The organism is Enterobacter sp. RHBSTW-00994 (assembly GCF_013782625.1).
In the GTDB taxonomy this organism is placed as follows: Bacteria; Pseudomonadota; Gammaproteobacteria; order Enterobacterales; family Enterobacteriaceae; genus Enterobacter.
This window is the reverse complement of sequence record NZ_CP056199.1, coordinates 609,758-622,502: the sequence shown is the minus strand read 5'-3', so window position 1 is coordinate 622,502 and position 12,745 is coordinate 609,758. Positions and strand designations below refer to the sequence as shown.

Annotated in this window: 10 protein-coding genes and 3 pseudogenes; 10 read left to right on the top strand and 3 right to left on the bottom strand. The window is 52.0% G+C overall.

What is annotated here, in order from left to right; genetic code table 11:
* Positions 1 to 23: 23 nt before the first annotated feature.
* The 8 genes from hpaX to yjiA all read left to right on the top strand — a co-directional run bounded on the left by hpaX (position 24) and on the right by yjiA (position 9,314).
* Positions 24 to 1,400 (top strand): 4-hydroxyphenylacetate permease, encoded by a 1,377-nt coding sequence (gene hpaX, locus HV346_RS02965; protein ID WP_181622118.1) that lies wholly within the window; start codon positions 24 to 26, stop codon positions 1,398 to 1,400.
* 9 nt (positions 1,401 to 1,409) lie between these two features.
* The gene (gene hpaA / locus HV346_RS02960) at positions 1,410 to 2,324 is read left to right on the top strand and encodes a 4-hydroxyphenylacetate catabolism regulatory protein HpaA (protein WP_181622117.1); all 915 of its coding nucleotides are present in this window, start codon (positions 1,410 to 1,412) and stop codon (positions 2,322 to 2,324) included.
* Between the two features lie 192 nt (positions 2,325 to 2,516).
* On the top strand, positions 2,517 to 4,079 hold the full coding sequence (gene hpaB / locus HV346_RS02955) for a 4-hydroxyphenylacetate 3-monooxygenase, oxygenase component (protein ID WP_181622116.1): 1,563 nt from the start codon (positions 2,517 to 2,519) through the stop codon (positions 4,077 to 4,079).
* Between the two features lie 17 nt (positions 4,080 to 4,096).
* A complete protein-coding gene (locus HV346_RS02950) occupies positions 4,097 to 4,609 on the top strand; it encodes a 4-hydroxyphenylacetate 3-monooxygenase reductase subunit (RefSeq protein ID WP_181622115.1) in 513 nt (170 codons plus the stop codon).
* A 180-nt stretch (positions 4,610 to 4,789) separates the two neighbouring features.
* A complete protein-coding gene (locus HV346_RS02945; RefSeq protein WP_181622114.1) occupies positions 4,790 to 5,689 on the top strand; it encodes a WYL domain-containing protein in 900 nt (299 codons plus the stop codon).
* Between the two features lie 204 nt (positions 5,690 to 5,893).
* The gene (locus tag HV346_RS02940; RefSeq protein ID WP_181622113.1) at positions 5,894 to 8,047 is read left to right on the top strand and encodes a carbon starvation CstA family protein; all 2,154 of its coding nucleotides are present in this window, start codon (positions 5,894 to 5,896) and stop codon (positions 8,045 to 8,047) included.
* A gap of 99 nt (positions 8,048 to 8,146) precedes the next feature.
* A complete protein-coding gene (locus HV346_RS02935) occupies positions 8,147 to 8,350 on the top strand; it encodes a YbdD/YjiX family protein (protein WP_181622112.1) in 204 nt (67 codons plus the stop codon).
* Positions 8,351 to 8,360: 10 nt separating this feature from the next.
* Complete coding sequence (gene yjiA / locus HV346_RS02930) at positions 8,361 to 9,314, top strand: GTPase (protein WP_181622111.1); 954 nt, start codon at positions 8,361 to 8,363, stop codon at positions 9,312 to 9,314.
* A 50-nt stretch (positions 9,315 to 9,364) separates the two neighbouring features.
* Here yjiA and tssD read toward each other — a convergent pair.
* From tssD to HV346_RS02920, 3 pseudogenes are all read right to left on the bottom strand, one after another.
* Positions 9,365 to 9,845 (bottom strand): annotated as a pseudogene (tssD, locus tag HV346_RS02925) (type VI secretion system tube protein TssD).
* Between the two features lie 44 nt (positions 9,846 to 9,889).
* Positions 9,890 to 10,078: pseudogene (locus HV346_RS23385) on the bottom strand (hypothetical protein).
* 3 nt (positions 10,079 to 10,081) lie between these two features.
* A pseudogene (locus HV346_RS02920) lies at positions 10,082 to 10,760 on the bottom strand (hypothetical protein).
* A 560-nt stretch (positions 10,761 to 11,320) separates the two neighbouring features.
* Between HV346_RS02920 and HV346_RS02915 the strand changes: the two are divergent.
* Both HV346_RS02915 and HV346_RS02910 read left to right on the top strand, forming a co-directional pair.
* Positions 11,321 to 11,866 (top strand): YfaZ family outer membrane protein, encoded by a 546-nt coding sequence (locus HV346_RS02915; RefSeq protein WP_181622110.1) that lies wholly within the window; start codon positions 11,321 to 11,323, stop codon positions 11,864 to 11,866.
* 112 nt (positions 11,867 to 11,978) lie between these two features.
* The gene (locus HV346_RS02910) at positions 11,979 to 12,731 is read left to right on the top strand and encodes an AraC family transcriptional regulator (protein WP_181622109.1); all 753 of its coding nucleotides are present in this window, start codon (positions 11,979 to 11,981) and stop codon (positions 12,729 to 12,731) included.
* The last annotated feature ends 14 nt before the right edge of the window (positions 12,732 to 12,745 follow it).

Below are 12,745 nucleotides of genomic sequence, written 5' to 3'. Positions count from 1 at the left end.
AAATTCCCATCAGAGGAAAGACAATGAGCGATACATCATCAGCACTTCCGGACCAGCTCGATCCGGCAAATCAGCATAAGCAACTGACCACCCGGCAACAGGCGGTCATCAACAAACTGTTTCGTCGGTTGATCGTATTTTTGTTCGTCCTGTTTATTTTTTCGTTTTTGGATCGCATCAATATCGGCTTTGCCGGCCTCACGATGGGCCGTGATCTCGGCCTCAGCGCCACCATGTTTGGTCTGGCAACGACCCTGTTTTACGCCGCTTATGTGATCTTCGGGATCCCCAGCAATATCATGCTGGGGATCGTCGGTGCACGACGCTGGATCGCCACCATCATGGTGCTGTGGGGCGTAGCCTCTACTGCAACGATGTTTGCCACCGGGCCGAACAGCCTGTACATCCTGCGTATCCTGGTGGGCATTACCGAAGCCGGTTTTCTGCCGGGTATTCTGGTCTATTTAACCTACTGGTTCCCGGCGTTTTTCCGTGCCCGCGCCAATGCCCTCTTTATGATTGCCATGCCCGTCACCACCGCGCTGGGATCTATCGTCTCCGGCTATATCCTGGCGCTGGATGGCATACTGAATTTGCACGGCTGGCAGTGGCTGTTCCTGCTGGAAGGTTTCCCGTCAGTTCTCCTTGGGATCATGGTGTGGTTCTGGCTGGATGACTCCCCTTCCAAAGCCAAATGGCTGACCGATGATGACAAAAAATGCCTGCAGGAGATGATGGATAACGACAGGCTGACGCTGGTGCAGCCCGAAGGGGCAATCAGCCATCACGCCATGCAGCAACGCAGCCTGTGGCGTGAGGTGTTCACTCCGATTGTGCTGATGTATACGCTGGCCTATTTTTGCCTGACCAACACCCTGAGCGCCATCAGCATCTGGACGCCGCAGATCCTCAAAAGCTTCAACGAGGGCAGCAGCAATATCACCATTGGCCTGCTGGCCGCCATCCCGCAAGTTTGCACCATTCTTGGCATGATTTACTGGAGCCGACATTCCGATAAGTACCAGGAACGCAAACACCACACCGCCCTGCCGTATCTGTTTGCTGCCGTGGGCTGGTTACTGGCTTCCGCAACCAGCCACAGCATGATCCAACTGCTGGGGATCATCATGGCCTCCACCGGCTCCTTTAGCGCGATGGCGATCTTCTGGACCACACCAGATCAATCCATTAGCTTCCGCGCACGGGCCATCGGGATTGCGGTGATCAACGCCACCGGCAACATCGGATCGGCGCTCAGTCCTTTTGTGATCGGCTGGCTGAAAGATTTAACTGGCAGCTTCAACAGCGGCCTGTGGTTTGTGGCAGCCCTGCTGGTTGTTGGGGCGATCATTATCTGGACGATCCCGATGAAAGCGTCGCGTCCGCGCGCCACGCCGTAAGGAGCGGTTATGTGCCAAAGCCCGATCGCCAATATTGATATCAGCAAAGAGTATGACGAAAGTCTGGGTACGGACGATGTGCACTACCAGTCATTTGCCCGTATGGCGGCCTTTTTTGGCCGCGATATGCAGGCACATCGCCATGATCAGTACTTTCAGATGCACTTTCTCGATACCGGGCAGATCGAGCTACAGCTCGACGATCACCGCTATTCGGTGCAAGCTCCGCTGTTTGTCCTTACGCCGCCGTCCGTTCCGCATGCCTTTATCACGGAATCAGACAGCGACGGGCATGTGCTGACGGTGCGAGAAGATCTGATCTGGCCCCTGCTGGAAGTGCTCTACCCTGGCACGCGGGAAACGTTCGGTCTGCCGGGTATGTGCCTGTCACTGGCCGATAAGCCGGATGAGCTGGCCGCCCTCACGCATTACTGGCAGCTGATTGAGCGAGAGTCTACCGAGCAGTTGCCAGGGCGCGAGCATACGCTGGTACTCCTCGCTCAGGCGGTGTTTACCCTCCTGCTGCGTAATGCGAGGCTCGACGATCATGCGGCAAGTGGGATGCGTGGCGAACTGAAGCTGTTCCAGCGCTTTAACCAGATGATCGACACGCATTTCCACCAGCACTGGACGGTTCCGGACTACGCCTGCGAGCTGCATCTGACCGAATCGCGCCTGACTGATATCTGTCGGCGCTTTGCCAACCGCCCGCCCAAGCGGCTGATCTTTGACCGACAACTGCGTGAAGCCAGGCGTCTACTGCTGTTCTCCGATAGGGCCGTAAGCGAAATTGCCTGGCAGCTTGGGTTTAAAGATCCGGCCTATTTCGCACGTTTTTTTAATCGCTTGGTCGGGTGCTCACCCAGCGCGTACCGGGCGCAGAAAGTACCGGTTACCCCTCTCCCTAAAGGGGAAAGAGGGTAATTGTTCCCTCTCCCTTCTGGGGAGTGGGTTAGGGTGAGGGGACCGCGATCACAAAACCCGCACCCGCCCGAAAAGTACCCGCCGTTGTCCCAATCGTCCCTTCACGCCACGCGCCTCTCGCGCTTCAATTAAACAACAAAAACAAAACATAAATTTAACAATAATATTCCGATTAATACTGAAGAGGTCCCTATGAAACCTGAAGATTTCCGCGCAAGCGCCACACGTCCCTTAACCGGCGAAGAGTATCTGAAGAGCCTGCAGGATGGGCGTGAGATTTACATCTATGGCGAACGCGTTAAAGACGTCACGACCCATCCTGCATTTCGCAATGCGGCAGCATCCGTTGCACAAATGTACGATGCACTGCACAAGCCAGAGATGCAGGACGCGCTGTGCTGGGGAACCGATACGGGCAGCGGCGGTTATACCCATAAGTTCTTCCGCGTGGCGAAAAGTGCAGACGATCTCCGCCAGCAGCGCGATGCCATTGCGGAGTGGTCACGCCTGAGCTACGGCTGGATGGGACGTACACCCGACTACAAAGCCGCCTTTGGTTGCGCCCTGGGGGCCAACCCGGCGTTTTACGGCCAGTTCGAGCAGAACGCCCGTAACTGGTACACCCGCATCCAGGAAACGGGCCTGTATTTTAATCACGCGATTGTGAACCCGCCTATTGACCGCCATAAACCCGCTGATGAAGTGAAAGATGTCTACATCAAGCTGGAGAAAGAGACGGATGCCGGGATCATCGTCAGCGGGGCAAAAGTGGTGGCAACCAACTCAGCGCTCACTCACTACAACATGATCGGCTTTGGATCAGCGCAAGTGATGGGCGACAACCCGGACTTCGCCCTGATGTTCGTCGCGCCAATGGACGCAGAAGGGGTAAAACTGATTTCTCGCGCCTCCTACGAGATGGTGGCAGGTGCGACCGGCTCCCCATTCGATTACCCGCTCTCCAGCCGCTTTGACGAAAATGATGCGATTCTGGTGATGGATCATGTGCTGATTCCGTGGGAAAACGTGCTGATCTACCGCGATTTTGATCGCTGCCGTCGCTGGACAATGGAAGGCGGTTTTGCCCGTATGTACCCGCTTCAGGCCTGTGTGCGCCTGGCGGTAAAACTCGACTTCATCACCGCCCTGCTGAAAAAGTCGCTGGAATGTACCGGCACGCTGGAGTTCCGCGGTGTACAGGCCGATCTCGGTGAAGTGGTGGCCTGGCGCAATATGTTCTGGGCGTTGAGCGACTCCATGTGCTCTGAAGCCACCCCATGGGTCAACGGCGCATATCTGCCGGATCATGCCGCGCTCCAGACGTACCGCGTAATGGCCCCGATGGCCTACGCCAAGATCAAAAACATTATCGAACGTAACGTCACCAGCGGCCTGATCTATCTGCCGTCCAGTGCCCGTGATCTGAATAACCCACAAATCGATCAGTATCTGGCGAAATACGTTCGCGGCTCCAACGGCATGGATCATGTCGAACGCATCAAGATCCTGAAACTGATGTGGGATGCCATTGGCAGCGAGTTTGGCGGCCGCCATGAGCTGTATGAAATTAACTACTCCGGTAGCCAGGATGAGATCCGCCTGCAGTGCCTGCGTCAGGCGCAGACCTCCGGTAACATGGACAAGATGATGGCGATGGTCGACCGCTGTATGTCCGAGTACGACCAACACGGCTGGACTGTGCCACACCTGCACAACAACAGCGATATCAACATGCTGGATAAGCTGCTGAAATAACGCAGCGGGAGGTTTCAATGCAACCCAATGAACAACGCCTGCGTTTTCGCGATGCAATGGCCAGCCTGTCGGCAGCGGTCAATATTGTGACCACTGAAGGGGAAGCCGGCCGCTGTGGCATTACCGCCACCGCCGTTTGCTCCGTCACAGACACGCCTCCCTCACTGATGGTGTGCATCAACGCCAACAGCGCCATGAACCCGGTTTTTCAGGGAAATGGAAAACTGTGCGTCAACGTACTGAATCACGAGCAGGAGATCATGGCCCGCCACTTCGCCGGGATGACCGGAATGGCGATGGAGGATCGTTTTACCCTCTCCTGCTGGCAAAAAGGCCCGCTCGCGCAACCGGTACTGACAGGCGCGCTGGCAAGCCTTGAAGGGGTGATAAGCCAGGTGCAAACCATCGGCACGCATCTTGTCTATCTGGTTGAAATTAAAAACATCATCCTGAGTGAAGAGGGCCACGGTCTGATCTATTTTAAACGCCAGTTCCACCCGGTAATCGGGGAGCTTGACGCCGTCGTATGATCCCCAATGCGCTGGCTATTCTCAGGCCAGCGCATCCCCCCGCAAATAATATTAATGTTTCCGCTAAATCACGCCGTTATATAACCATAAGATAAATTTTTTGTGTCTGAATACTGACATTCCCTGTCAGTGCCATCTGCATAATTCAGCGCATCATCATAAAATAGACAGGAATACCTTATGGCTAATTCGACGCGGAGCCGCTCGGCTGAACGTCTGGTCGATATTCTGATGGAGCTACATTTAAACGGTGTGGTCAACCGCAGTGCACTGATGGAAAAATTTAAAATTACTGAGCGCACCGTATACCGGGATTTGAATGCGCTTTCTCCCATTGTTGAACACACCGGAAGCGGGCAATATCGCCTGATTCATTCTGCTCAAATATCCGCCGGACAAGGCCTGCATCACACCATTGCTAACTTCCTGAATGCTGATAGCTTTTTCCCTGACCGGAGCGCGGAGTTTTGGCAAAAACTCGAGTCACGCGTCGACGATAACCATATTCTTATTCTGAGCAATGATGCAGAACATACTGTGCAAACGGATATTCGTCGCCATTTACCCAATATTGAGAAATCGATTAAGAATCGTAATGTTTGCCAGATCGTTTATAAAGGCAAGACGCGCCTCATTAATCCCTACAAACTCATTAACAAAAAAAATATATGGTATTTACAAGCGACCGAGAGTAGCCGACTAAAATCCTTCTCGCTGAGTCAGATAAGCTGGTTTGATATTCAAAGCACCACATTTACCCCTGACAATAATGCGGTTGAATTACTGGAGAAAAGCCTCGATCCCTGGGTATCAACAGATAATTTCGAAGTGAAAATATTCATTAACGATAATATTTCACACTACTTCAGACGACGTAATCTGCTGCCGGAGCAGGCGTTAATCGCCGAACAGAGCGGGGGCATAACGCTACGTTGCCAGGCCGCACATGAGAATCAGATCCTGCCGCTGATTTTCTACTGGCTGCCCAATATCCAGATTTTAGAACCGGAGTGGCTCAAGGATAAACTCCTTGAGACTCTGGAAGGCTATCTGACACAAGTTCCTGAAGAACAATCTTAGTGATCTTAATCACATAATGACGCCCGATTGCGGCGAGCCTGAACCACTCGTCCGCATCTTTGACCGCTTACCCACGACTTACAACCACTCACCGATTTACCTTCCTTTACACACACGCGTGTCTGGCAAGATCGCCTCAGCATTACTCAATACTTCCTCACAACGAACCCTGACCCATTTTTCATCTTAAAACCAGGTCTAATTATGGATACGAAAAAACTACTTAAGCACGTGCCCTGGGCATTACTCGGGATCCTCGGCGCTTTCTGTCTGGCGGTTGTCGCATTACGCCGGGGCGAACACGTAAGCGCCCTGTGGATCGTGGTCGCGTCTGTCTCCGTCTATCTGGTGGCGTACCGCTATTACAGCTTGTACATCGCGCAAAAGGTCATGAAACTTGACGAAACGCGCGCCACTCCGGCGGTCATTAACAACGATGGCCTGAACTATGTTCCCACCAACCGCTATGTGCTGTTTGGTCACCACTTTGCCGCGATTGCAGGTGCGGGGCCGCTGGTTGGGCCGGTACTTGCCGCGCAGATGGGTTACCTGCCGGGTACGCTGTGGCTGCTGGCCGGTGTCGTACTGGCGGGCGCGGTACAGGACTTCATGGTGCTGTTTATCTCTTCTCGCCGTAACGGTGCATCTCTGGGTGAGATGATCAAAGAAGAGATGGGTCGCGTACCAGGTACGATCGCCCTGTTCGGTTGCTTCCTGATTATGATCATCATCCTGGCGGTGCTGGCCTTGATCGTGGTGAAAGCGCTGGCCGAAAGCCCGTGGGGCGTCTTCACCGTCTGCTCAACTGTGCCGATTGCCCTGTTCATGGGTATCTACATGCGCTTTATCCGCCCAGGCCGCGTAGGCGAAGTCTCGGTGATTGGTATCGTTCTGCTGGTTGCTTCTATTTACTTTGGCGGCATCATCGCGCACGACCCATACTGGGGCCCGGCGCTGACCTTTAAAGACACCACCATTACCTTCGCACTGATTGGCTACGCGTTTATCTCTGCCCTGCTGCCTGTATGGCTGATCCTGGCTCCGCGTGACTACCTGGCGACCTTCCTGAAAATCGGCGTTATCGTCGGTCTGGCGCTCGGCATTGTGATCCTCAACCCGGATCTGAAAATGCCAGCGGTCACCCAGTACATTGATGGCACAGGTCCACTGTGGAAAGGCGCGCTCTTCCCGTTCCTGTTTATTACCATTGCCTGTGGTGCGGTATCTGGTTTCCACGCTCTGATTGCTTCCGGTACAACACCAAAACTGCTGGCGAACGAAAAAGACGCTCGCCTGATCGGTTACGGCGCAATGCTGATGGAATCCTTCGTCGCAATCATGGCGCTGGTTGCCGCCTCCATTATCGAACCGGGTCTGTACTTTGCGATGAACACCCCACCAGCCGGCTTAGGCATTACCATGCCGAACCTGCATGAGATGGGAGGTGAAAACGCCGCGATGATCATGGCACAGCTGAAAGATGCGAGCGCCCATGCGGCCGCAACCGTCAGCTCCTGGGGCTTTGTGATCTCGCCTGAACAGATCATGCAGACCGCAAAAGACATTGGTGAGCCGTCGGTTCTGAACCGTGCAGGTGGCGCACCAACGCTGGCTGTCGGTATTGCACACGTGTTCCACAAAGTGCTGCCGTGGGCCGATATGGGCTTCTGGTATCACTTCGGTATTCTGTTTGAAGCACTGTTCATCCTGACTGCGCTGGATGCCGGTACGCGTGCTGGCCGCTTCATGCTGCAGGATCTGCTGGGTAACTTCGTACCGTTCCTGAAGAAAACTGACTCTCTGGTGGCTGGCGTGCTGGGCACTGCGGGCTGTGTAGGCCTGTGGGGTTACCTGCTGTATCAGGGCGTAGTTGATCCACTGGGCGGCGTGAAGAGCCTGTGGCCTCTGTTCGGTATCTCTAACCAGATGCTGGCAGCGGTTGCACTGGTACTCGGCACGGTTGTACTGGTGAAAATGAAACGCACCAAATACATCTGGGTCACGGTTGTTCCGGCTCTGTGGCTGCTGCTCTGCACCACCTGGGCACTGGGTCTGAAACTGTTCAGCGCCAACCCGCAACTGGAAGGCTTCTTCTTCATGGCTAACCAGTACAAAGAGAAGATTGCCGCTGGCGGCGGTGACCTGACGGCACAGCAGATTGCGAACATGAACCATATCGTGGTGAACAACTACACCAACGCAGGTTTGAGTATTCTGTTCCTGGTCGTGGTGTACAGCATCATTTTCTACGGCATCAAAACCTGGATTAATGTGCGTAACGCACAAGGTCGTACGGATAAAGAGACACCATACGTGCCTGTTCCGGAAGGCGGCGTGAAGACCTCGTCACACCACTAATCCACAAACCTCACCCTCCCTGTTGAGAGAGGGTTGAGGTGAGGGGAAACAACGCCCGGCGACTCCCCCTCGCCGGGCTTTTTCTTATCAGGATGCGTTATGTTTGGTAACTTAGGCGAAGCAAAAAAATACCTCGGTCAGGCGGCAAAAATGCTGATTGGCATTCCGGACTATGACAACTACGTTGAGCATATGAAGACCAATCATCCGGATAAGCCCTGCATGACCTACAGCGAATTTTTCCGCGAGCGTCAGGAAGCGCGCTACGGCGGAAGTGGAGAAGGCGGCGTACGCTGCTGTTAAAGGAGAGACCATGACACCGATTGCAGTTACCTTACTCACCGGCTTTCTCGGTGCGGGCAAAACGACCCTGCTGCGCCATATTCTCAACGAAAAACACGGCTTCAAAATCGCCGTCATCGAAAATGAGTTCGGTGAAGTCTCCGTTGATGACCAGCTGATTGGCGACCGCGCAACGCAGATCAAAACCCTGACCAACGGCTGCATCTGCTGCACCCGCTCTAACGAATTAGAGGATGCCCTGCTCGATCTGCTCGACAGTCGCGATCGCGGCGATATTGATTTCGACCGACTGGTGATTGAGTGCACCGGCATGGCCGACCCAGGCCCGATTATCCAGACCTTTTTCTCGCACGACATCCTCTGCCAACGCTATCTGCTGGACGGCGTCATCGCGCTGGTCGATGCCGTTCACGCCGACGAACAGATGAGCCAGTTCACCATCGCCCAGTCTCAAGTGGGCTATGCCGACCGCATCCTGCTGACCAAAACCGATGTCGCAGGCGAGAGTGAACAACTGCGAGAACGCCTGACCCGCATCAATGCTCGCGCGCCGATCTACACCGTGACGCACGGGGATATCGACCTTTCTCAGCTGTTCAACACCAACGGTTTTATGCTGGAAGAAAACGTCACCTCAACGCCGCGTTTTCACTTTATGGCCGACAAGCAAAACGACGTGTCGTCGATTGTGGTCGAGCTGGATTATCCGGTGGATATCAGCGACGTTTCCCGCGTGATGGAAAACCTGCTGCTGTCGTTTGCCGACAAGCTACTGCGCTACAAAGGGATGCTGTGGATCGACGGTGAGCCGAACCGTCTGCTGTTCCAGGGCGTACAGCGCTTGTATAGCGCCGACTGGGACAGAGCGTGGGGCGATGAAAAACCGCACAGCACAATGGTGTTTATTGGGATCCAACTGCCGGAAGAAGAGATTCGGGCGGGGTTTGCCGGGTTACGAAAATAGTCGAATATACTGTTTCCCTCTCCCTGTGGGAGAGGGCCAGGGTGATGGCTTCATACAGTGCATCGATCATTCCAGGTATCACAATAGATAATATTCCCTTCCGTATACTTCCAGGTTATCGACTCATAACGTAATTCGAGCGTTTCAAGATGCGTACTGCTCAGTCCATTAGACGAAAGGTATGGTGAAACTGTTGTGAGTTTTACGTTCTCAAGAATGATATTGAAATACTCTGCCTCAGCACCGGACTCCATGATTCGGTACATCTTGATTGTGGCTTTCTTCAGGGTACGGCCTTCACAGACAGCGCGATACAGGAGAGGGGGTCGTTTGATCGAACTCTTTAACTATCACAATCGGACGATGGGCGCGTGTTCCGGTGAGTTTTCCCAGGTTCGGGTCAACAGGGATGGTTACGCCATGAGAGAAGGATTTTAATTCGATAGAGCCTAAACGCCGAGGCATTATACAGCCGCCTGGAATAGGAGAACCATTTTCATCATCGAGCCATAAGTGTGCTGGAGTAGACATACAATATCCTTATTAATGTTTTAAAAAACATTACCGTTGAATTTTCACCATTTTACATAACGAGAAAATATAAAAATCATGAATACGAAGAACAAAGGCACTAACCAAATAGGAGCATCTGAAAAAAACGAGCGAAAATGACTGCGAACAAAATTGTTAGTAGGAAGGGACCATACATTGAAAATAATGATTTGAATAATCTCTTAAAAAAAACACCTAATAAGATTCATCATAAATTATCGAACCATTTTAGCAATAATATAGGCAATACCACGATCCGATATCCACTGTGATTTAAGCGCATTGGCTCGCTCAAACAATGGTTCGATCAGGAAGTACATCATTTCCAGCTCTTACGCATATAGCGCTGCGTAGTATTCAGGGTAAATAATTTGAAGACGATGTGAACTATCTGCTGCATTCTGAACAACGCCATATATACCCGCTGCCGCGATTCCTCTCAGTGTCCAACCGCCAACCAGTGTGCCGAATTCATACCAACGGCTACGGTCGATGCTGCTGCTAAAGCGAATCCGGCGTTTGTCAGCGAACTGGAAGCTATGTGAACATTCACCGCCATTAACATTTGTTTGATGTGTTCTAACTGCGCAGACGTTTTGTCTTTAAATCTTTCCTCAAAATATATTTTGAGCATTTCATAAACAACATCACCCTGTTGCAAAAGATGCATCACACCTTATGTAAACCGGACATCTTCTGTCTTTTGTCTCTGACAAACATCCTGGTATTCATCGGCAAGCATGACGTGTAATACCGTACTCGCTTTGCGCCAGCACCTATTATCTCAATCTGGTTTGATACCGCCTTATGTACACCTGTTACTGCCTGGTCAAGCTTCAATGCGAGAATGTTATTGGACTGCAAATAACGGATAATGTCATCCCTGTAATACATGGTCACGCCTTGCCATTCATTACATCCGGGAAAAAGTGTATGCATGCTCTGGTGTTGAGTAAATGGAGATTCAGCGTTCTCTTTGAGAGAAGGATCAGAATTTGCGTAGATAAAAGATCGGTTCAAGCAACGCAAAAATCACAATCGCCTTACACAGAAATTTTCCTTTCCCATGGCAATATAAAACAAAGAGGCAGCAAGCATTAGTGCCATCAATACCCATGCACCAGGAATAATTGAGTATATTTTAATCTTTAAAATGTAAATTTACGTTATTATCTGTGACAATAGAAACATTTTTGGAAACTATTAGAACCTTAATTAATTCACTTCCAATCATTATTCCTGCCCCGTTCAGTTTAGGTTTAGCCTGAAAATTAAACTTCGCCTAAACGCTAAAATGTTACCTGTTGACGTCGCAATGAAACAACGTCACCACAACACTATCAAAGCATAAAAATAACAAAAACAGCATAAAACAGTGACTACAATCACATTTGCAGTCGTAAACATCGCTTGCTAAGGTGTCCTCAGATTAATTTGATGACAAGGCGTACACCATGAAAAAGCTTAATATCCTTCTCCTTTCCGTTTTGACTGCCGTATCGGGCTCTGCCCTCGCGATGGGCGGTAGCATTGAGCAAGGTAAAAACTTCACCAACCTCAATCTGGAAATGGGTAAATCCTCATCTGGCGTCTATGCAGAAAGCAACTGGCTAAAAAACACCCAGGACGGGACGCAAACAGGTGGCGTAGGTGCGGGTTATAACCTTGAAGTGGGCCCGGTGATGCTGAATGCCGGTGCGAAAGCCATCTATATCGGTCCAAAAAAAGGCGATAACGGTGTGGCGTTCCCTATCGGCGGCGGTGTTAACGTGGCACTGACCGACAGCATCCATGTATTCGGTGAAGGCTATGCCGCACCAGAAGGGCTGAATAACAGCGTGAAAAACTACGTTGAAGCCAATGGTGGCGTAAGCTGGACGCCAATTACACCAGTCACCCTGAAAGTGGGTTATCGCCATGTCAGCGTTGATGGCAAAGATGGTCGTCCAAACCACACTCTGATCGATGGCGCTTATGTTGGCGGCGGCGTCTCTTTCTAATCCTGCCCCACGTAATCCACAAAACCTGCCCTCTGGCAGGTTTTTTTATTGCTTTCAGAATGCGCAACAACACGATTGTGATATAAAAATCAAAAAACGTCTGGACGGGCCGATGACAACACCGCGTGATATTAATCAGACCTTCACCCGACAATCCGGTTTAGAGCTGCGTAGTACCAGGCAAAGCCGTCAGGCCTACAAATGCCATAGCCATGCCCAGTTGTCGATCGGCGCCATTGTGGAAGGAAAAACACACTGCGTCTGTAACGGCCAGGAGTACCTTCTTTCGCCTGGTGATATCATCGTGATACCCGCCCATGTCCCGCACAGCTGCAACCCGCATAACGGACACCCCCGCAGCTATCACATGCTTTATATCGAAACCACTCTCCCGCTCGCCCGGCAGGTCATTCGCAGTGAGGCGATTTTCAGACTCTATCTCAACGTCGTGGACACAATGACTCCCTCATCGCTCAACGCGCTGCTGGCCGCTTTTCCCCATCGAGAGCAAGAGGAGGACATATTGCGTCCAACCAGCCAGCAACTGCAACAGACGATACTTTCCAACCTCCTCACCCCGCCGACGCTGGATGAGTTTGCCCGGCGATTTTCGTTACGCAAAGAGACCCTGATACGCACCTTCAGGCAAGACACTGGCCTGACACCCGGAAGTTTTCTTAATATGTCGCGTGTGGAGTACGCCAAAGCACGTCTGCGAGCCGGAGATGATATTGCCGATGTCGGCTATCAGAGCGGTTTTGCCGATCAGAGTCATTTCCATAAAACCTTTGTACGCTATACGGCGGCAACGCCTCGTCAGTACGCTACGGGTCGATCAATATCTGACAATAAATACCCCTCGTAATACCGTAGTGTGAC

What these genes read in the sequence shown, in the direction of transcription:
- yjiA (WP_181622111.1), top strand. Translation starts at nt 8,361, where the DNA reads ATGACACCGATTGCAGTTACCTTACTCACCGGCTTTCTCGGTGCGGGC.
- HV346_RS02940 (WP_181622113.1), top strand. Translation starts at nt 5,894, where the DNA reads ATGGATACGAAAAAACTACTTAAGCACGTGCCCTGGGCATTACTCGGG.
- HV346_RS02915 (WP_181622110.1), top strand. Translation starts at nt 11,321, where the DNA reads ATGAAAAAGCTTAATATCCTTCTCCTTTCCGTTTTGACTGCCGTATCG.
- hpaA (WP_181622117.1), top strand. Translation starts at nt 1,410, where the DNA reads ATGTGCCAAAGCCCGATCGCCAATATTGATATCAGCAAAGAGTATGAC.
- HV346_RS02935 (WP_181622112.1), top strand. Translation starts at nt 8,147, where the DNA reads ATGTTTGGTAACTTAGGCGAAGCAAAAAAATACCTCGGTCAGGCGGCA.
- hpaB (WP_181622116.1), top strand. Translation starts at nt 2,517, where the DNA reads ATGAAACCTGAAGATTTCCGCGCAAGCGCCACACGTCCCTTAACCGGC.
- HV346_RS02950 (WP_181622115.1), top strand. Translation starts at nt 4,097, where the DNA reads ATGCAACCCAATGAACAACGCCTGCGTTTTCGCGATGCAATGGCCAGC.
- HV346_RS02910 (WP_181622109.1), top strand. Translation starts at nt 11,979, where the DNA reads ATGACAACACCGCGTGATATTAATCAGACCTTCACCCGACAATCCGGT.
- hpaX (WP_181622118.1), top strand. Translation starts at nt 24, where the DNA reads ATGAGCGATACATCATCAGCACTTCCGGACCAGCTCGATCCGGCAAAT.
- HV346_RS02945 (WP_181622114.1), top strand. Translation starts at nt 4,790, where the DNA reads ATGGCTAATTCGACGCGGAGCCGCTCGGCTGAACGTCTGGTCGATATT.